Below are 16336 nucleotides of genomic sequence, written 5' to 3'. Positions count from 1 at the left end.
TATAACATGGCCAGATCTATCAAAAAAGGTCCCTTCGTGGACGGTCATCTTCAGAAGAAGATCGAGACCTCTACCGAGAACAAGGACCGCCGCGTTATCAAGACTTGGTCCCGCCGGTCCACCATACTGCCGGAAATGGTCGGGCTTACCTTTGCCGTCCACAATGGCCGGAAGTTCATCCCCGTGTTCGTCACCGAGAACATGGTCGGGCATAAGCTGGGCGAATTTTCGCCCACCCGCACCTTCTTCGGTCACGCTGCGGACAAGAAAGCCAAGGGCAAGTAGGGAGTTCACCAATGGAAGCCAAAGCTATCGCCAAGTATCTGCGCGTTTCCCCGCGCAAGGTGCGCATTGTGGCGGAGAACATCAAGGGCAAGCCCGTTGAGGATGCGCTGAACATCCTGAAGTTCACGCCCAAGAAATCGGCTCAGCTCATCAGCAAAGTGTTGTATTCGGCTATCGCCAACGCCGGTCAGATTCCTGGCTGTGACGTGGACGCCCTCGTGGTCGGGAATGTGATGGTGAACGAAGGTCCGACGCAGAAGCGCATTATGCCCCGCGCCATGGGCCGCGCTTACCGGATTCACAAGCCCACCAGCCACATAACTGTCATTGTGAAGGAAAAGTAGGGGGGCGCCATGGGTCAGAAAGTCCATCCGATCGGGTTCCGCCTGGGATACAATAAGAACTGGCTTTCGCGCTGGTTCAGCAAGAAGGAATATCCTGCCTTCGTGCTCCAGGACGACCAGCTGCGTAAGTACGTTAAAAAGAAGCTCTTCCACGCCGGCCTCGCCAAGATCGAGATCGAGCGCGCTGGCGGCAAGGTTCGCCTTGTGCTGCACACCGCTCGCCCGGGCATCGTCATCGGCCGCAAAGGCGCCGAGATCGAGAAGCTGCGCGAGGACCTCAAGAAAGAGTTCGGCTGTGACATCACCATCGAGGTGAATGAAATCCGCCGTCCCGAAGTTGAGGCTCAGCTTGTGGCCGAGAGCATCGCCACCCAGTTGGAGCGCCGCGTGGCCTTCCGCCGCGCCATGAAGCGCACCGTTGCCCTTTCCCGCAAGTTCGGGGCCGAGGGCATCAAGGTCGCTTGTGCCGGCCGCCTGGCCGGTGCGGAAATCGCCCGCTCCGAGTGGTACCGTGACGGTCGTGTGCCCCTGCACACGCTGCGCGCGGATATCGACTACGGCTATGCCACCGCCAAAACCACCTACGGCGTCATCGGCGTCCGGGTGTGGATCTTCAAGGGTGAGATTCTCGACGAGAGAGGTAAGTAATGCTCGCGCCAAAGAAACTGAAATACCGGAAGAAGCAAAAGGGCCGGATCAAGGGGCCTGCCGTCAAAGGCAGCAGCATCGCCTTCGGTGATGTCGCCCTGAAGACTCTGGAGCCCGGCAAGATATCGAGCCAGCAGATCGAGGCCGCCCGTATCGCCATCATGCGCCACATCAAGCGCGGCGGTAAGGTCTGGATCCGCATGTTCCCGGACTACCCGGTGACCAAGAAACCCGCTGAAACCCGCATGGGTTCCGGTAAGGGCGCTCCTGAGGGCTGGGCCGCTCCCGTGCGCGCCGGCCGCATCCTTTACGAAGTGAAGGGTGTTGAGCTTGAGGTGGCCAAGGTTGCGCTTACCCGCGCCATGCACAAGCTGCCCGTGAAGACCGTCATCGTGGTCAAGGAGGGGGCTGAGTAATGAACGCAAAAGAATTGCGCGCCCTGGACGCCGCCGAGCTGTCCACGAAACTGGCCGAGTTCCGCAAGGAGCTCTTTAACCTGCGCTTCCAGCACGCCACGGCGCAGCTGGAGAACACCCAGCGCATTCCCGCAGTCAAGAAAGTCATCGCGCGCATCATGACCATCCAGCGTCAGCGCGAACTGGGAGCATAAGGCAATGGCTGATACCATCCACGGAAGCAACCGGCGCATCCTGACCGGCGTTGTGGTGAGCGACAAGGGTGACAAGACGATCGTCGTCAGCGTCGCCACGCTCGTGAAGCACCCGCTGTTCAAGAAGTACATCCGTCGCCGTAAGAAGTTCATGGCCCATGACCCCAACAACGACTGCGGCATCGGTGACACCGTCACCATCGTGGAGCATCGCCCCATGAGCGCGCGCAAGCGTTGGCATTTGTCGAAAATCGTTGAGAAAGCGGTGTAGGTGCTGCCATGATCCAGAGCGAAACCAATCTCGATGTCGCCGACAACTCCGGCGCCAAGCTGGTGTGCTGCATCAAGGTGCTTGGCGGCAGTAAGCGTCGCTACGCCTCGGTGGGCGACATTATCGTCGTGAGCATTAAAGACGCCATTCCTCACTCCAAGGTGAAGAAAGGCGCAGTGATGAAGGCTGTTGTGGTGCGCACCAGGAAGGAAGTCGGCCGCCCCGATGGCTCCTTCATCAAGTTCGACAACAATTCCGCCGTTCTTCTGAACAACGCCAACGAGCCCCTGGGCACCCGCATCTTCGGACCCGTTGCTCGCGAGCTGCGCCAGAAGAACTTCATGAAGATCGTCTCCCTGGCCCCGGAAGTCCTGTAGGCTTCCGGTATTGGGACGAAAGGATAGAATCATGAACTGTAAGATCCGTAAAGACGACAAGGTGATGATCCTTGCCGGCAAGGACAAAGGCAAGATCGGCAAGGTGCTCAAGATCCTTCGCAAGAAGGACCGCATCTTGGTCGAAGGCGCCAACAAGGTCAGCCGTCACACCAAGGCCAATCCGTACGCCAATCAGCCTGGCGGGATTGTGGAAAAGGAATCCCCGATCCACGTTTCGAACGTGGCCGTGGTCTGCAACGCCTGCGCCAAAGCCACCCGCATCGGTTATCGGGTGAACGAGGACGGCAAGAAAGTTCGCTTCTGCAAGAAGTGCAACGAAACCATCCAGTAGGTGTGCGCCATGAGACGGCTTGAAAAGATTTACAACGACCGGGTTGTCGCTGAACTCAAGAAAGAGTTCGGCTACAAGAGCTGCATGGAGATCCCCCGCGTCGAGAAGATCTCCTTGAACATTGGCCTGGGCGAAGCCAGCCAGAACGCGAAGCTCATCGACGAGGCCGTGATCGAACTGACCAAGATTTCCGGCCAGAAGGCTGTTGTCACCCGCGCGAAGAAGTCCATTGCGGCTTTCAAACTGCGTGAAGGACAGCCGGTCGGTTGCCGTGTTACCCTGCGCGGCGACACCATGTGGGACTTCTATGACAAACTGGTGTCCTTCGCTCTTCCGCGTGTCCGCGACTTCCGCGGCATTCCGGATCGCGGCTTTGACGGCCGCGGCAACTTCACCATGGGCATTAAAGAGCACACGATCTTCTTCGAACTGGAGATCGACAAGGTGGAGAAGGTCAAGGGCATGAACATCACCATCTCCACCACCGCGAAGACGGACAAGGAAGGAAAGCTTCTGCTCGACCTCCTTGGCATGCCTTTCAAAAAATAGGAGGAAACCGGTTTGGCCAGGACAAGTCTCAGGGTGAAAGCCCAACGCAAACCGAAGTTCAAGGTCCGGGCGTATAATCGCTGTCCCATTTGCGGACGTTCCAGGGCGTTTTTGCGCAAGTACGGCTGCTGCCGCATCTGTTTCCGCAACAAGTCCCTGGCTGGCGAACTCCCCGGCGTGCGCAAAGCCAGCTGGTAAGTCCAAGGAGTACTGACAATGTCTGTCGTTGATCCCATTGCCGACATGCTCACGCGCATCCGCAACGCCCATGGCGCCTTCCACCAGAACGTGGAGATGCCTGGTTCCAAGATGAAGGCGGCCATCGCCGAAATTCTGAAGAACGAAGGCTACATTGCTGACTGTGCGAGTGCTGAAAATTCGCTCAAGCTGACTCTCAAGTATGCCTCCGGCAAGCCCGCCATCAACGGGCTCAAGAAGGTCAGCACCCCGGGACGCCGCGTTTACGTTGGCGTCGAGGACATCCCCAAAGTCCAGAATGGTCTGGGGATCTGCATCCTGTCCACCTCCCGCGGCTTGCTCGTGGGCGGACAGGCCGTTACCGAGAAAATCGGTGGCGAACTTCTGTGTGAAATCTGGTAAAAGAGGTCAGTCATGTCTCGTATCGGGAAAAAACCTGTTCCCATCCCTGCCGGGGTGGAGGTGAAAGTCGGCGCTGAAGCCGTGCAGATCAAGGGCCCCAAGGGTTCCTTGTCCACCCCCGTGCATCCGAGCGTCACCTACGTGGTGGAAGGCTCCGAGATCACGGTCAACCGAGTGGATGATTCCCGTCTGGCTTGCAGCCAGCACGGGCTGCGCCGCACCCTTCTCGCCAACTGCATTGAAGGTGTCACCAAGGGCTTCGCGAAGACCCTTGAGGTCATCGGCGTTGGCTACAAGGTCGCTGTCCAGGGCAAGAAAGTGGTGCTCACGGTTGGGTTCTCCCATCCCGTTGAGTTCCCCTTGCCGCAGGGCGTTGATGCGGCGGTTGACGGTAACAAGCTGAACTTGACCGCCATGGACAAGCAGCTTGTGGGCGAAGTGGCCGCGCAGATCCGTCGCGTGCGCCCGCCCGAGCCGTATAAGGGCAAGGGCATCAAGTACGCGGAAGAACACATCAGGCGTAAGGCCGGCAAGTCCGGTTCCAAAAAATAGCGGAGTGCGGCTATGAAGATGACCAAAGAACAAGCGCGGGCTCGCAGAAAGCTGCGCATCCGCAAGAAGGTGAACGGCACCGAGCTGAAACCGCGTCTGGTGGTTTTCCGTTCGAACGTGCACATTTACGCCCAGCTGGTGGACGACGAGACCGGTTCCACGCTGGCGAGTTCTTCGACGCTCATCCTGTCCCGTGCGGGACAGGCTACCCGGGCCAACCGCGAGGGCGCGGCCAGTGTTGGCAAGGATATTGCCGAAAAGGCCAAAGCCAAGAATATTGAAGCCGTGGTGTTTGACCGCAACGGCTACATCTACCACGGCCGTATCAAGGCCCTTGCCGATGGCGCCCGCGAGGGCGGCCTCAAATTCTAGGGTGGGTTGACATGGAACAGAACGATTCCGGTTTCATCGAAAAGATCGTGTACTTGAACCGCGTTGCCAAGGTCGTCAAGGGCGGCCGCCGGTTCAGCTTCAGCTGCCTGGTTGTCGTCGGCGACGGACAGGGCAAGGTGGGCTACGGTTTGGGCAAGGCCAACGAAGTGCCTGAAGCCATCCGCAAAGCCACCGACCGCGCCCGCAAGGACATGATCGTCGTCCCCGTGCTTGACGGCACGCTGCCCTACGAGGTCCTTGGACGCTTTGGCGCTGGTCGCGTCATGCTGAAGCCCGCCAGCCGCGGTACCGGCATCATCGCCGGCGGCCCGGTGCGCGCAGTCATGGAGGCCGTGGGCATCCACGACATCCTGACCAAGGCGATTGGCACCTGCAACCCGCACAACGTGCTTCGCGCCACCATGTGCGGCCTTGCCTCCCTGCGCAGCGCTGATAGCGTTTCCGAAGTGCGCGGCAAGACGCTGTCCACCCCCAGGAAGTAAACCCGTAAGGGTTTAAATACGAGGTTTGCCGTGTATACTGTTAAACTCCTTCGCAGCCGCATCGGTTGTTCGCCCGCACAGCGCAGAACGCTGGACGCCATGGGCCTCAAGCGCATCCGGCAGGAAAATACGTTTGAGGAAGTCCCGTCCGTTACGGGAATGATCGAGAAAGTGAAGCACCTGATTGAGGTGACCAAGTCATGAGACTGCACGAACTGTTTCCCTTTCCGGAAGAATACGCCCAGCGCAAGCGCGTTGGCCGTGGTCCCGGTTCCGGCTCCGGCTGCACCTCCGGTCGCGGCAACAAAGGCCAGAACTCCCGTTCCGGCGGCGGACGTCCGGCTTGGTTTGAAGGCGGCCAGATGCCTCTGGCGCGCCGTCTGCCCAAGCGCGGCTTCAAGAACATCCACCGCGTGGAATACACCGCCATCAACCTGGACTACTTGCTGTCTGCCTTCCCCGACGCCACCGAGATCACCATCGAGGCGATCTACGAGCGTGGGCTGTGCAAGACCGGTTCGCCGCTCAAGATTCTGTCTCGCGGCGAAGTGACCACCAAAGTCAGCGTCGAAGCCCATCGCTTCAGCGCCGCCGCGGTGGACAAGATCACCAAGGCCGGCGGAACCGTTAAGGCTTTGGAAGGTTAACCCGCTGTGGCGCTCTCCGGTGTTGAAAACCTCGCCCGCTTGCCCGAGCTGAAGAAAAAGCTCCTTTGGACCTTCGTTCTTCTGGCCGTGTACCGCCTCGGGATTCACATCCCGGTGCCGGGCGTGGACAGCCATGCGTTGACCGAGTTCTTCAACAGCGCTTCGAACACCCTGTTCGGCCTGTTTGACATGTTCTCCGGCGGCGGCCTGAAAAAGCTGTCCATTTTCGCACTGGGCATCATGCCTTACATCTCCGCGTCCATCATCCTTCAGCTTTTGACCGTCGTGAGCCCCGAGCTCAAGCGGCTTTCGAAGGAAGATGGCGCGGAGGGCCGCAAAAAGATCACTCAGTACACGCGGTATGGAACCGTGCTCATCACATGCATCCAGGGTCTCGGCGTCGCCGTGGGCCTGGAGAGCATGTCCAGCCCGACGGGCCAGTCATTGGTCCTGTTCTCCGGCTGGGGCTTCCGCCTGGTGACCATGGTTACCCTTACCGCGGGCACCGTGTTCCTCATGTGGCTTGGTGAGCAGATGACCCAGAAGGGCATCGGCAACGGCATCTCCATGATCATCTTCGCCGGTATCGTGGCCGGGTTGCCTTCGGCGCTCACGAACACGTTCCGGCTTGTCAGCGCGGGCGAGCTTTCGCTCATCGTGCTCCTCCTGATCCTTGTGCTCATGGGAGCAGTGCTCGCGTTCATCGTCTTCGTGGAGCGCGGCCAGCGCCGCATCCCCATCCACTACGCCAAGCGCATGCTCGGCCGAAAGATGGTTGGCGGCCAGACCACGCATCTGCCCCTGCGAATCAATGTGGCGGGTGTCATCCCTCCCATCTTCGCTTCCAGCATCCTGCTCTTCCCCGCGACCCTGGCGAACTTCTCCAGCGTGGCGTGGCTGCAGCAGATTTCGCAGTACATGAGCCCCTCGTCGGTCTTCTACAATGTGGCCTTCATCGCGCTCATTTTGTTCTTCGCCTACTTCTACACGGCCATTCTCTTCGATCCCAAGGGCATCTCGGAGAATATCCAGAAGCAGGGCGGTTTCATTCCCGGCATCCGGCCCGGTGCAAAGACAAGAGAGTACATCGACCGCGTTCTTTCCCGCATCACCTTGTGGGGCGCGCTGTACATGTCTCTCATCTGCGTACTGCCCATGCTTCTCATCAGCCAATTCAACATTCCCTTCTACTTTGGCGGCACCAGCCTGCTTATTGTGGTGGGTGTGGCCATGGACTTCATGGGCAAGATTGAGTCTTACCTGATCTCCCGCCAGTATGAAGGCCTCATGGGCGGTGGAAAGGCCCGTCTTAAGGGTAGGCAATAGGTTGTGAAAAAGGCTCGCGGCATCTTTCTCAAGAACGAGAAAGAGCTCGGTTACATGCGTGAAGCTGGTCGAATCGTATCGCGTATACTGGATGCAATTGGCGAGGCTGTTAAGCCAGGCGTCACGACCATGCTCTTTGAAGAAATCGCCCTCAGGATGTGCGATGAATACAAGGTCAAGCCTTCTTTTCTGGGCTACCTTGGCTTCCCGTACGCCACATGCTGCTCCGTGAACGAAGTCATCGTGCACGGGTTTCCCAACAAAGAGCGCGCGCTCAAAGAGGGAGACATCGTCAGCGTGGACATGGGCGTCATTTACCAGGGGTTCCATGGCGATTCCGCGCGCACCTTCGCTGTCGGCGAGGTGAGCCCGGTAGCCAGGCGCCTAATGGACGTGACCAGAGAATCCCTTGACCTGGGCATCAAGCAGGTGCGCAACGGGGGCAACCTCTTTGACATCTCCGCTGCAGTGCAGAAGCACTGCGAGGATGCTGGGTTCGGCATCGTGCGCCGCTTCGTGGGGCATGGTGTCGGGGTCAAGCTGCACGAGAAGCCGGAAATACCGAACTTCGTGCCGCGTGGCCTGCCTGGAGTGACTTTGAAGCCGGGCATGTGCCTGGCCATCGAACCCATGGTCACCGAGGGCAGCTATGATGTGGATATTCTGGAAGATCGCTGGACTGCGGTGACCAAAGACCGCAAACTGGCCGCCCATTTTGAGCATACTGTGGCGGTGACGGTGGATGGCCCTGTTATTTTGACATCAAGTGAGTAGAAAAAGCTTGCTTTCTGTTGACAAGGCATATATTTTCCTCCGTCTCAAGAATGTGCGTTAACGCCTGGCAAAAGGCCGGGCATACTGTGACGAACGGCGCTCTAGAGTAGGGCTCCGGGCAAAGTGGAGTAGGGCATGAAAGTTCGGCCTTCCGTGAAGAAGATGTGTCCCAAGTGCAAAATCATCCGTCGGCGCGGCGTTTTGCGGGTTATCTGCGAGGATCCCCGGCACAAGCAGCGCCAGGGTTAATCAGAGAGGGGTACAAGAGTGGCTCGCATTGCTGGCGTTGATCTGCCCAGAAACAAGCGGCTGGACATCGCGCTGACGTATATTTTCGGCATTGGCCGGACGACAGCGCTTTCGATTCTCGACACTGTTGGGATCGATTGGACTAAGAATACCGACGGTCTCTCCAATGAGGAAGTTAACCTCATTCGCGTAGAGATCGAGGCCAACCACAAGGTCGAAGGTGACCTGCGCCGCGACGTGACGCAGAACATCAAACGACTTATGGACATCGGCTGCTACCGTGGGTTGCGCCACCGCAAGGGGCTTCCCGTGCGTGGACAGCGCAGCCACACCAATGCGCGCACCCGCAAGGGACCGCGCCGCACGGTGATGGGCAAGAAGAAGTCTCCCGCCAAATAGGCGTGAGGTTTACTCCCACGGGAACAAGTTCTCGGACGCCATGAGCAATCATGGTGTCCGTGCTTTTCCGAATGTTTGATATTATCGCCTGCGGGCGAAGCGAGGACAGACATGGCTAAACCCCGTCGCACAGGTAAAAAGAAAGAGAAGAAGAGCATTCCCGTGGGCCTTGCCCACGTGCATGCCAGCTTCAACAATACCATCATCTCCTTCACCGACCTGAAGGGGAATGTGGTGAGCTGGGCCAGCGCCGGCGCCTCCTTCAAGGGCTCCCGCAAGAGCACCCCGTTTGCTGCGCAGATCGCGGCTGAAACCGCTGCCCGCAAGGCCCAGGATTGCGGTATGCGTTTGGTCGGCATCTTCGTCAAGGGCCCCGGCTCCGGACGTGAGGCCGCCATGCGCGCCATCAACAACGTGGGCTTCAAGGTCAGCTTCATCCGCGACGTGACCCCCATCCCGCACAACGGCTGCCGGCCTCCCAAGCGCCGTCGCGTCTAAGACCAAGGAGGAACAACTTGGCTCGTTATACTGAAGCGAAATGCAGACTCTGCCGCCGTGAAGGCCAGAAGCTTTTCCTCAAAGGTGACCGCTGCTTTACGGACAAGTGCGCCTACGAGCGCCGTCCGTACGCTCCGGGCTTTGCCGGAAAGCTGCGCAAGAAGCTCACCGATTACGCCGTGCAGCTCCGCGAGAAGCAGCGCGTGCGTCGCATGTACGGCATCCTTGAAGGTCAGTTCCGCAATTACTTCAAGCGCGCCGAGGCCCAGAAGGGTGTCACCGGCGCCAACCTGCTGATCCTTCTGGAGCGCCGCTTGGACAACGTGATCTACCGCCTTGGTTTCGCCAATTCCCGCGACCAGGCCCGCCAGATGGTGCGCCACGGGCTCTTCGTGCTCAATGGCCGCAAGGTGAACGTTCCGTCTCTGCTCGTGCGCCCCACCGACACCATCGAGGTGCGTGAGAAGAGCCGCAAGGTCCCCGTTATCACCGAGGCACAGGAAGTTATTGCCCGCCGTGGCTGCCCCTCCTGGCTCGAGAGCGACGGCGCCGCTTTCAAAGGCGTTGTGAAGGCTCTGCCGACCCGGGAAGACATCCAGTTCCCGATCAATGAGCAGCTCATCGTCGAACTGTACTCCAAATAAGCAGGTGTAGGCATGCTTATTCAAAACGGCGACAAGCTTATAAATACACGCAATTGGTCCGAGCTGGTGAGGCCGGAGCAACTCGCGCGCGATCCCAAATCAAATGATATGTATGGGAAATTCGTGTGCGAGCCCCTGGAGCGCGGTTTTGCCACGACCATTGGCAACTCGCTTCGGCGCGTGCTGCTTTCTTCGCTGCAGGGTGCGGCCATTGTCGCCGTGCGCATCGAAGGCGTGCAGCACGAATTCACCACCATCAAGGGCGTGCTTGAGGATGTCACCGAGATCATCCTCAACCTCAAGCAGGTCCGCCTGGCCATGACGAGCGTTGAGCCCCAGAAGCTGGTGCTTGAGGCTAAGAAGAAAGGCCCTGTGACCGCCGCCAACATCAAAGAGAATCAGAACGTCCGCACCTTGAATCCCGAGCAGCACATCTGCACCCTCTCCGAGGACCGCGAGCTGCGCATGGAGATCGAAGTGCGTATGGGCAAGGGCTATGTGCCCAACGAAATGCACGAAGGTCTGGAAGACGAGATCGGCCTCATCGTCATGGACGCCAGCTTTTCGCCTGTGCGTAAAGTTGCCTACATGGTGGAGCAGGCCCGCGTCGGCCAGATGACCAACTACGACAAGCTTCTGCTTGAGGTCTGGACTGACGGCTCCCTGTCCCCTGAGGACGCGGTTGCCTACAGCGCCAAGATTCTGAAGGATCAGCTCTCCGTGTTCATCAACTTCGATGAGCAGTCCTCGGACAAGAAGAAGAGCGCTGACCTCGACATGGACCTCAATCCCAATCTGCTCAAGAGCATTGACGAGCTTGAGCTGTCTGTGCGCGCCACCAACTGCCTCAAGGCCGCCAACATCACGTATGTGGGCGAGCTGGTGCAGCGCACCGAGGCGGCTATGCTCAAGACCAAGAACTTTGGCCGCAAGTCCCTGGATGAGATCCGTCGCGTTCTGGAGAGCATGGACCTGCGCTTTGGCATGACCGACGAGGTCGTCGAGAAAAAATTCCAGGAACTGCTCAAGAGGAAAGAAAGAAATGAGGCATAACAAGTCCGGGCGCAAGCTCAACCGCAATAGCTCTCACCGCAGCGCCATGTTCAAGAACATGGCCCGTGCCGTGTTCACCTACGAAACCATCCGCACCACCGAGGCCAAGGCCAAGGAACTGCGCGGCGTGGTGGACGGCCTCATCACTCTGGCCCTCAAGGACGACCTTCCGGCTCGTCGCCAGGCCTTCAAGGTCCTTGGCAACCACCAGCTGGTCAAGCGCCTGTTTGATGAAGTCGGCCCCCGTTACGCTGGCGGCGTCGGCGGCTACACCCGCATCGTGAAGCTCTCCCAGCCCCGCATCGGCGACTGCGCCCCCATGGTCATCTTCGAGCTGACCAAGCTGGCTGAGAAGAAGGTCGAAGCGCCTGCCGCCGCCCCCAAGGCCGAGGATAAGGCTGCCGAATAGACTCCGGCGGTTTTTTCCGCTGCAAGTTCGCGCTAGTGAAGTTGAAAAAAGGACGGTTCGCCGTCCTTTTTTTTTCTTGCGCTATAGGCGACACAAATGCTATCGCTCCCCGATATCGGAGGTGGTTAATGGATTTCCGAAAACTCGAAGCCTTTTGCAAGGTCTATGAACTGAAAAGCTTTTCCAAGGCCGGGCTTGAGCTGCAGCTCTCCCAGCCGACCATCAGCGCGCACGTGGCCAATCTTGAGGAAGAATTGGGCGTGCCGCTTTTTGACCGGCTTGGCCGTACCGTGCTTGCCACCCAGGCGGGCGAGGTGCTCTACCGTGGCGCCAAGCAGGTGTTTCAGCAGGTTGGCCGCATCAACTCCGAGATCGGACTTCTGCGCGACATGGTCGTGGGCGACTTGCTGCTTGGCGGCAGCACCATCCCGGCCAACTACATCCTTCCGGGACTGCTCAAGACCTTCCTCGCGCTGTATCCTTCGCTGCGCGTGCATATGACCATCGGCGACACGGACTCCATCATCCGTCAGGTGGGGCAGGGCAGGCTCGAACTCGGCATCGTGGGCTCGCAGCCGGAACAGCAGGGCATCGTTTCCTACCCGCTGCAGCACGACGAGCTCGTGCTCGTCGCGGCGCCCTGCCTGCGCGAGGGCCGCGTGGAGCCCAAGAACCTGCGCGACCTGCGCGCCTGGCCCTGGATTCTGCGCGAGCGCGGCTCCGGCACGCGGCGCTTCATGGAAACGCTGCTCAAGGCCGCCGGCATCTCCATCGGCGACCTCAAGGTGAGCCTCTGGGCCGAGAGCACCGAGGCTGCCATCCAGTGCGTGCGCGCGGGGCTTGGCGTCAGCGTCGTTTCGCGGCTGGCCGCGCAGAACTATATCGACCGCGGCGACATTCAGTGCCTGGACATCATGTCCCAGCGGCTGGAGCGCTCCTTCTTCCTCATTCAGAGGCAGGGACGCGAGCTTTTGCCCGCGGCGTCACTCTTCATCGAACACGTGCGCAACTCCAGCAAGGAGTAACGCCGCAAGCCGCCCTACAGCGGCAAAAACGCGAGTTCTGGCGGGGCCGGGATCACCCCGGCTTCGGCCAGGCGCTCGTAGAACAAACGCAGCCCCGCCAGCTCCTCCAGCCCAAGATCATACACAAGCCCCGCAAAGTACGAGCGCATCTCCTCCTCGCTCAGGATGCTGTCTTTGGCCGCCACGGCCGAAATGAGGTCCAGGTGCCCCTGCCCCCACTTCTTGGCCTCGATGAGCAGCCGCGCCCCGGCCTTGACCTCCTCGCGCCTTGTGCAGGCCGCCTCGCGGCTGGCTATCCACAAGCCGAAGATGAAGGGCATGCCGGTCCATTGCCGCCAAGCCTCGCCCAGGTCCATGCGGTGCGGATAGTCCGGGTGCCTGCGCAGGTTGAGCGCTTCGTCGCCGATGCACAGGATGGCCGCCGGCCTTTCCCCGGCCTTCAACAGCGCCGTGGCATCGCCTGTGCGGTATTTCGGCGTCACGCCGACATGCTGCTTGAGCAGCAGGTCCACCAAGGCGGCAGAGGTATGCGACTGCGCGCTCACAAGGATGGTCGCGCCGTCCAAGTCTTCCGGCTTCGTGCGGCAGATCAGCAGCACGCTTTGCACCGGTCCGCGGCTGCCGATGGCCAGATCGGGCAGGATGAGGTACTTTTCCGGGTGGCGCGCGTACTCGATGCACGAGCAGCCGGAGATGTCCAATTCACCTGCGTCCATGCGGTTGTTCAGCTCGGCGGGGGGACCGGCGAGGAGCTTGAAGTCGCCGTGCAGAATGCCCTGCTCCAGCGGGTAGTGCAGGGGCAGCACGTTGAGATAGCCGATGCGGCCCAGACGGATGGGGGGATTGGTGCTCATCAGGCCTGTTCCTCCGCGGCGCTTTGCGGCACCAGGGTGTAGTTCATGCGCCGCTGCCGGGGCGTAAAGCCCGCCGCGCGCACCAGCGTGTCGATTTCCTCGCGCGAGAGCCGGAAGGTGATCCCGGCCGCGCGCACGACGTTCTCCTCGATCATGGTTGAACCGAAGTCGTTGCCGCCGAAGTACAGCGCAAGTTGCGCGATCTTCGGGCCCATGGTGACCCAGGACACCTGCACGTTGTCCACGTTGTCCAGCACCAGGCGCGAGAGCGCGAGCAGGCGCAGGTACTCCACGCTGGTCAGGGGCCGGGCGCTTATGGCCGTGTTGTCGGGCTGGAAGGTCCAGGGGATGAAGGCCGTGAAGCAGCCCGCGCCTTTTTCGAGGGACCGGTCCTGGCTGGCGCGCACGTTGAAGAGATGCTCCAGGCGCTCGTCCTGCGTCTCCTCGTGGCCGAACATCATGGTGGCCGTGGTGCGCAGGCCCTGGGCGTGGGCTTCCTCCATCACCGCCAGCCATTGCCCGGCCGGGCACTTGTTGGGCGAAACCTTGCGCCGCACGTTGTCCACCAAAATCTCCGCGCCGCCGCCGGGAATGGAGTCGAGCCCGGCCGCGTGCAAACGCGCGATGACCTGGGCCGTGGTGAGCCCGCTGATCTTGGCGAAGTGGACGATCTCCGGCGGGGAGAACGCATGCACGTGGATGGGGTAGTTGTCCTTGATGAAGGCCAGCATGTCCTCGTACCACGAGAGCGGCAGGTCCGGGTGGTGCCCGCCCTGCATGAGGATCTGCGTGCCGCCGAGGGCGATGGTCTCCTCGATCTTCTTGCCGATCTCCTCAAAGCTCAGCACGAAGCAGTCCTTGTCGCCCGGGGCGCGGAAATAGGCGCAGAAGCGGCAGGCGCAGACGCAGACGTTGCTGTAGTTGATGTTCCGGTCCACCACATAAGTGACCATGGGCTCCGGGTGCTTGCGCAGGCGCACCTTGTGCGCGGCGTGGCCCAGGGCGTGGAAGTCCGCGTAGCGGTACAGGGCGCGGGCGGTGTCGAAGTCCAGCCGCGACCCTGCGGCGGCGGCGTCCAGCAGGCCGCTCAAGGTCGCGGGCGAGGGCGCGTCGGTCCAGGCCTTGGCCGCGGCCTTGCCCTCGGCCAAGGGGGACACGATGGGATTGTAGTGCGCGTCGCGCTCCACAGGGGTGAGGCCCATGCCTCGGATCATGGATTCGAGCTGGCTCTTGGTCTGCCCCTGGGCGCTGGTGGCCCCGGCCATGTGCCCGATCTTCTCCTCCACCACGGTGCCGTCCAGGTCGTCGGCCCCGAAGAACAGCGCGGCCTGCGCCTGCTTCACCGTCAGCATGACCCAGTAGGACTTGATGTGCTCGATGTTGTCGAGCATCAGTCGGCTCACCGCGATGGTCTTGAGTTCGTCCACGCCGGTGAGCGGCCGCTCCACCTTGATGGCGCTGTTCTCGGTCTGGAACGAGAGCGGCACGAAGCAGGAGAAGCCCGCGGCCCCCATCTGCAGGGATTGGTCCTGCCGCTTGCGCAGCATGTCCAGATGGTTCAGCCGGTCGTCAATGCTCTCCAGGTGGCCAAAGAGCATGGTGCAGTTGGTGATGAGCCCCAGCTCGTGGGCCTCGCCGTGGATGCGCAGCCATTCCTCGGCCGTGGACTTCTTGGGGCAGATGCGGCGGCGCACCTTGGGCTCGAAGATCTCGGCCCCGCCGCCGGGCATCATGGCCAGGCCCGCCCCTTTCAGGGTGGAGAGGACTTCGCGTGTGCTGATGCCCTCGATCTCGGCAAAGTGGGCGATCTCCACCGCGGTGAAGCATTTGAGGGTGGCTTGCGGCAGGGCGCGCTGCACGCTTTGCAGCAGCTCCACAAAGAACGACAGGCGCAGATCCGGGTGGCAGCCGCCCACGATGTGCACCTCGCGCGGGGGCAGGGGCGCGTTTTTGAGCCGCTCCACGGCGTCGTCGATGCTGAGTTCGAAGCCGCCTTCCTCGCCCTTGTTGCGGTGATAGGCGCAGAAGGCGCAGCCGTTGATGCAGACGTTGGTGTAGTTGATGTGCCGGTTCACCACGTAGAAGGTCTTGTCGCCGTGCAGCCGGGTGCGCCGCAAGTGCGCCAGGGCGCCCACGGCGGTGACGTCCGGGCAGGCGTAAAGCTTGCGCCCGTCTTCGATGCTCAGCCGCGCGCCGGCCTCCACCTTGCGGGCGATTTCCAGCAGGCTCAGGTCGGCGTAGCGTTTTTCATCAATCTTGGTTGCGGCCATGGTCGTCTCCTTTGTGGGCCGCGGCGGCAAGGCCCCGGCACATGAGATCAGCCAGGGCGGTGAGGCCGCGCTGGCGGGTTGGTTCGTCATTTGAGGCGAGGCCGAAGCCCGCGTCCAAAAGTGCGGAGTCCTGGGCCGTCAGCGCCCGGTCGAGCACGGCCTCCATGAGAAACGCCGCGGCTTGCGGGTCCACGTCCGGCCGCACCTCGCCGCGTTTTTGGCCGCCCTCGATGAGTTCGCGGAAGTACGTCAAGGCTTCCTCGCGCACCTTGGTGAGCAGCGTCTCGCGCAGGGGAAAGTCGTCCTGGGTGGTCATGCGCCGGTACACGCGCCAAATGAGCGGATGCGAGCGGGCAAAGGCCGCGCCCGCCACAAAGACCCGGCGCAGGCGCTCCGGAAAGGGCTCGGCGCTGTCCGCGTCGCGGATGGCCTTGAGCGGGGCCTTGATTTCGTCGAGGGCGCGGGCGAACAGATGCTGGAACAGGCCTTCCTTGCTGCCGAAGTATTGGAACAGCGAGCCTTTGGCGATGCCCAGCCGCCCCACGATGCGGTTGACGCTGGCCTGATGGTAGCTGTTGTCCGCGAATTCGCGCAGGGATTCGTCCAGCACGCGGGCCTGCTTCTGCGGGTCCAGGTTGTCGAAGGTGGAGCGGGGGCTGTCCATGAGGCTTGCCTCTCCGGCCTTGGCCGGGTACTCTGCCCGGAGAAATGACCGGGTGGTCATT

The 16336-nt window shown here is 61.0% G+C and carries 28 protein-coding genes; 25 read left to right on the top strand and 3 right to left on the bottom strand.

Annotation, left to right across the window (positions count from 1 at the left end; genetic code table 11):
* The first annotated feature begins 6 nt into the window (after nucleotides 1–6).
* The 25 genes from rpsS (at nucleotide 7) to ACYQ4W_RS07720 (ending at nucleotide 12487) form a co-directional block, all read left to right on the top strand.
* Nucleotides 7–285 (top strand): 30S ribosomal protein S19, encoded by a 279-nt coding sequence (gene rpsS, locus ACYQ4W_RS07840; RefSeq protein WP_305570686.1) that lies wholly within the window; start codon nucleotides 7–9, stop codon nucleotides 283–285.
* Between the two features lie 11 nt (nucleotides 286–296).
* On the top strand, nucleotides 297–629 hold the full coding sequence (gene rplV / locus ACYQ4W_RS07835) for a 50S ribosomal protein L22 (RefSeq protein WP_459854960.1): 333 nt from the start codon (nucleotides 297–299) through the stop codon (nucleotides 627–629).
* 9 nt (nucleotides 630–638) lie between these two features.
* Nucleotides 639–1277 (top strand): 30S ribosomal protein S3, encoded by a 639-nt coding sequence (rpsC, locus tag ACYQ4W_RS07830; protein ID WP_459854956.1) that lies wholly within the window; start codon nucleotides 639–641, stop codon nucleotides 1275–1277.
* Nucleotides 1277–1693, top strand: coding sequence for a 50S ribosomal protein L16 (gene rplP, locus ACYQ4W_RS07825; protein WP_459854953.1), 417 nt, complete (start codon nucleotides 1277–1279; stop codon nucleotides 1691–1693). The genes rpsC and rplP overlap by 1 nt, the downstream gene beginning before the upstream one ends.
* Nucleotides 1693–1887, top strand: a complete 195-nt coding sequence (gene rpmC / locus ACYQ4W_RS07820; protein WP_459854950.1) for a 50S ribosomal protein L29 — start codon at nucleotides 1693–1695, stop codon at nucleotides 1885–1887. Before rplP ends, rpmC begins: the two co-directional genes overlap by 1 nt.
* A 4-nt stretch (nucleotides 1888–1891) precedes the next feature.
* Nucleotides 1892–2158, top strand: coding sequence for a 30S ribosomal protein S17 (rpsQ, locus tag ACYQ4W_RS07815; RefSeq protein ID WP_459854948.1), 267 nt, complete (start codon nucleotides 1892–1894; stop codon nucleotides 2156–2158).
* Nucleotides 2159–2166: 8 nt separating this feature from the next.
* A complete protein-coding gene (gene rplN, locus ACYQ4W_RS07810; protein WP_459854946.1) occupies nucleotides 2167–2535 on the top strand; it encodes a 50S ribosomal protein L14 in 369 nt (122 codons plus the stop codon).
* A 31-nt stretch (nucleotides 2536–2566) separates the two neighbouring features.
* Nucleotides 2567–2887, top strand: a complete 321-nt coding sequence (gene rplX / locus ACYQ4W_RS07805) for a 50S ribosomal protein L24 (RefSeq protein ID WP_459854943.1) — start codon at nucleotides 2567–2569, stop codon at nucleotides 2885–2887.
* Nucleotides 2888–2896: 9 nt separating this feature from the next.
* Entirely contained in the window at nucleotides 2897–3436 is a 540-nt protein-coding gene (rplE, locus tag ACYQ4W_RS07800; RefSeq protein WP_459854941.1) for a 50S ribosomal protein L5, read from the top strand.
* Nucleotides 3437–3448: 12 nt separating this feature from the next.
* Nucleotides 3449–3634 (top strand): type Z 30S ribosomal protein S14, encoded by a 186-nt coding sequence (locus ACYQ4W_RS07795; protein ID WP_305570703.1) that lies wholly within the window; start codon nucleotides 3449–3451, stop codon nucleotides 3632–3634.
* Nucleotides 3635–3652: 18 nt separating this feature from the next.
* Nucleotides 3653–4036, top strand: coding sequence for a 30S ribosomal protein S8 (gene rpsH / locus ACYQ4W_RS07790; protein ID WP_459854938.1), 384 nt, complete (start codon nucleotides 3653–3655; stop codon nucleotides 4034–4036).
* A gap of 12 nt (nucleotides 4037–4048) precedes the next feature.
* Nucleotides 4049–4588 (top strand): 50S ribosomal protein L6, encoded by a 540-nt coding sequence (gene rplF, locus ACYQ4W_RS07785; protein WP_459854935.1) that lies wholly within the window; start codon nucleotides 4049–4051, stop codon nucleotides 4586–4588.
* Nucleotides 4589–4600: 12 nt separating this feature from the next.
* Complete coding sequence (gene rplR, locus ACYQ4W_RS07780; RefSeq protein ID WP_459854932.1) at nucleotides 4601–4960, top strand: 50S ribosomal protein L18; 360 nt, start codon at nucleotides 4601–4603, stop codon at nucleotides 4958–4960.
* Nucleotides 4961–4971: 11 nt separating this feature from the next.
* Nucleotides 4972–5463, top strand: a complete 492-nt coding sequence (gene rpsE, locus ACYQ4W_RS07775; protein ID WP_459854929.1) for a 30S ribosomal protein S5 — start codon at nucleotides 4972–4974, stop codon at nucleotides 5461–5463.
* A 30-nt stretch (nucleotides 5464–5493) separates the two neighbouring features.
* Nucleotides 5494–5667 carry a 50S ribosomal protein L30 gene (rpmD, locus tag ACYQ4W_RS07770; protein WP_459854926.1) on the top strand — a complete coding sequence of 58 codons (174 nt, stop codon included), beginning with the start codon at nucleotides 5494–5496 and terminating at the stop codon, nucleotides 5665–5667.
* Nucleotides 5664–6110, top strand: coding sequence for a 50S ribosomal protein L15 (gene rplO, locus ACYQ4W_RS07765; protein WP_459854924.1), 447 nt, complete (start codon nucleotides 5664–5666; stop codon nucleotides 6108–6110). Before rpmD ends, rplO begins: the two co-directional genes overlap by 4 nt.
* A gap of 6 nt (nucleotides 6111–6116) precedes the next feature.
* Entirely contained in the window at nucleotides 6117–7436 is a 1320-nt protein-coding gene (secY, locus tag ACYQ4W_RS07760) for a preprotein translocase subunit SecY (protein ID WP_459854921.1), read from the top strand.
* A 3-nt stretch (nucleotides 7437–7439) separates the two neighbouring features.
* Nucleotides 7440–8210: a type I methionyl aminopeptidase gene (gene map, locus ACYQ4W_RS07755; protein ID WP_459854918.1), complete on the top strand. Its 771-nt coding sequence runs from the start codon at nucleotides 7440–7442 to the stop codon at nucleotides 8208–8210.
* 135 nt (nucleotides 8211–8345) lie between these two features.
* Nucleotides 8346–8459, top strand: coding sequence for a 50S ribosomal protein L36 (rpmJ, locus tag ACYQ4W_RS07750; RefSeq protein ID WP_089271614.1), 114 nt, complete (start codon nucleotides 8346–8348; stop codon nucleotides 8457–8459).
* Between the two features lie 18 nt (nucleotides 8460–8477).
* Nucleotides 8478–8858 carry a 30S ribosomal protein S13 gene (rpsM, locus tag ACYQ4W_RS07745; protein WP_305570727.1) on the top strand — a complete coding sequence of 127 codons (381 nt, stop codon included), beginning with the start codon at nucleotides 8478–8480 and terminating at the stop codon, nucleotides 8856–8858.
* A gap of 111 nt (nucleotides 8859–8969) precedes the next feature.
* Nucleotides 8970–9356, top strand: a complete 387-nt coding sequence (gene rpsK / locus ACYQ4W_RS07740) for a 30S ribosomal protein S11 (RefSeq protein ID WP_459854914.1) — start codon at nucleotides 8970–8972, stop codon at nucleotides 9354–9356.
* A 17-nt stretch (nucleotides 9357–9373) separates the two neighbouring features.
* Nucleotides 9374–10000 (top strand): 30S ribosomal protein S4, encoded by a 627-nt coding sequence (rpsD, locus tag ACYQ4W_RS07735; RefSeq protein WP_459854911.1) that lies wholly within the window; start codon nucleotides 9374–9376, stop codon nucleotides 9998–10000.
* Between the two features lie 12 nt (nucleotides 10001–10012).
* The gene (locus ACYQ4W_RS07730; RefSeq protein ID WP_459854908.1) at nucleotides 10013–11053 is read left to right on the top strand and encodes a DNA-directed RNA polymerase subunit alpha; all 1041 of its coding nucleotides are present in this window, start codon (nucleotides 10013–10015) and stop codon (nucleotides 11051–11053) included.
* On the top strand, nucleotides 11043–11462 hold the full coding sequence (gene rplQ / locus ACYQ4W_RS07725) for a 50S ribosomal protein L17 (RefSeq protein ID WP_459854905.1): 420 nt from the start codon (nucleotides 11043–11045) through the stop codon (nucleotides 11460–11462). Before ACYQ4W_RS07730 ends, rplQ begins: the two co-directional genes overlap by 11 nt.
* Nucleotides 11463–11590: 128 nt before the next feature.
* Nucleotides 11591–12487, top strand: a complete 897-nt coding sequence (locus ACYQ4W_RS07720; RefSeq protein ID WP_459854903.1) for a selenium metabolism-associated LysR family transcriptional regulator — start codon at nucleotides 11591–11593, stop codon at nucleotides 12485–12487.
* A 14-nt stretch (nucleotides 12488–12501) separates the two neighbouring features.
* On the opposite strand, the gene ACYQ4W_RS07715 is transcribed toward ACYQ4W_RS07720, so the two are convergent.
* The 3 genes from ACYQ4W_RS07715 to ACYQ4W_RS07705 are packed head-to-tail and all read right to left on the bottom strand — an operon-like array spanning nucleotide 12502 to nucleotide 16275.
* Nucleotides 12502–13341, bottom strand: coding sequence for a menaquinone biosynthetic enzyme MqnA/MqnD family protein (locus ACYQ4W_RS07715; RefSeq protein ID WP_459854900.1), 840 nt, complete (start codon nucleotides 13339–13341; stop codon nucleotides 12502–12504).
* Nucleotides 13341–15611 carry a cyclic dehypoxanthinyl futalosine synthase gene (mqnC, locus tag ACYQ4W_RS07710; RefSeq protein ID WP_459854898.1) on the bottom strand — a complete coding sequence of 757 codons (2271 nt, stop codon included), beginning with the start codon at nucleotides 15609–15611 and terminating at the stop codon, nucleotides 13341–13343. The genes ACYQ4W_RS07715 and mqnC overlap by 1 nt, the downstream gene beginning before the upstream one ends.
* On the bottom strand, nucleotides 15592–16275 hold the full coding sequence (locus tag ACYQ4W_RS07705; RefSeq protein ID WP_459854895.1) for a TetR/AcrR family transcriptional regulator: 684 nt from the start codon (nucleotides 16273–16275) through the stop codon (nucleotides 15592–15594). Before ACYQ4W_RS07705 ends, mqnC begins: the two co-directional genes overlap by 20 nt.
* Nucleotides 16276–16336: the final 61 nt, after the last annotated feature.

The organism is Humidesulfovibrio idahonensis (assembly GCF_054657715.1).
Note: the sequence above shows the minus strand (reverse complement) of the source record. Positions and strands in the feature narration are given on the sequence as shown.

Excerpts from the sequence above, each read along its gene's own strand:
- rpsS (WP_305570686.1), top strand. The coding sequence starts at position 7 with ATGGCCAGATCTATCAAAAAAGGTCCCTTCGTGGACGGTCATCTTCAG.
- rplV (WP_459854960.1), top strand. The coding sequence starts at position 297 with ATGGAAGCCAAAGCTATCGCCAAGTATCTGCGCGTTTCCCCGCGCAAG.
- rpsC (WP_459854956.1), top strand. The coding sequence starts at position 639 with ATGGGTCAGAAAGTCCATCCGATCGGGTTCCGCCTGGGATACAATAAG.
- rplP (WP_459854953.1), top strand. The coding sequence starts at position 1,277 with ATGCTCGCGCCAAAGAAACTGAAATACCGGAAGAAGCAAAAGGGCCGG.
- rpmC (WP_459854950.1), top strand. The coding sequence starts at position 1,693 with ATGAACGCAAAAGAATTGCGCGCCCTGGACGCCGCCGAGCTGTCCACG.
- rpsQ (WP_459854948.1), top strand. The coding sequence starts at position 1,892 with ATGGCTGATACCATCCACGGAAGCAACCGGCGCATCCTGACCGGCGTT.
- rplN (WP_459854946.1), top strand. The coding sequence starts at position 2,167 with ATGATCCAGAGCGAAACCAATCTCGATGTCGCCGACAACTCCGGCGCC.
- rplX (WP_459854943.1), top strand. The coding sequence starts at position 2,567 with ATGAACTGTAAGATCCGTAAAGACGACAAGGTGATGATCCTTGCCGGC.
- rplE (WP_459854941.1), top strand. The coding sequence starts at position 2,897 with ATGAGACGGCTTGAAAAGATTTACAACGACCGGGTTGTCGCTGAACTC.
- rpsH (WP_459854938.1), top strand. The coding sequence starts at position 3,653 with ATGTCTGTCGTTGATCCCATTGCCGACATGCTCACGCGCATCCGCAAC.
- rplF (WP_459854935.1), top strand. The coding sequence starts at position 4,049 with ATGTCTCGTATCGGGAAAAAACCTGTTCCCATCCCTGCCGGGGTGGAG.
- rplR (WP_459854932.1), top strand. The coding sequence starts at position 4,601 with ATGAAGATGACCAAAGAACAAGCGCGGGCTCGCAGAAAGCTGCGCATC.
- rpsE (WP_459854929.1), top strand. The coding sequence starts at position 4,972 with ATGGAACAGAACGATTCCGGTTTCATCGAAAAGATCGTGTACTTGAAC.
- rplO (WP_459854924.1), top strand. The coding sequence starts at position 5,664 with ATGAGACTGCACGAACTGTTTCCCTTTCCGGAAGAATACGCCCAGCGC.
- rpmJ (WP_089271614.1), top strand. The coding sequence starts at position 8,346 with ATGAAAGTTCGGCCTTCCGTGAAGAAGATGTGTCCCAAGTGCAAAATC.
- rpsK (WP_459854914.1), top strand. The coding sequence starts at position 8,970 with ATGGCTAAACCCCGTCGCACAGGTAAAAAGAAAGAGAAGAAGAGCATT.
- ACYQ4W_RS07730 (WP_459854908.1), top strand. The coding sequence starts at position 10,013 with ATGCTTATTCAAAACGGCGACAAGCTTATAAATACACGCAATTGGTCC.
- rplQ (WP_459854905.1), top strand. The coding sequence starts at position 11,043 with ATGAGGCATAACAAGTCCGGGCGCAAGCTCAACCGCAATAGCTCTCAC.
- ACYQ4W_RS07720 (WP_459854903.1), top strand. The coding sequence starts at position 11,591 with ATGGATTTCCGAAAACTCGAAGCCTTTTGCAAGGTCTATGAACTGAAA.
- ACYQ4W_RS07715 (WP_459854900.1), bottom strand. The coding sequence starts at position 13,341 with ATGAGCACCAATCCCCCCATCCGTCTGGGCCGCATCGGCTATCTCAAC.
- mqnC (WP_459854898.1), bottom strand. The coding sequence starts at position 15,611 with ATGGCCGCAACCAAGATTGATGAAAAACGCTACGCCGACCTGAGCCTG.
- ACYQ4W_RS07705 (WP_459854895.1), bottom strand. The coding sequence starts at position 16,275 with ATGGACAGCCCCCGCTCCACCTTCGACAACCTGGACCCGCAGAAGCAG.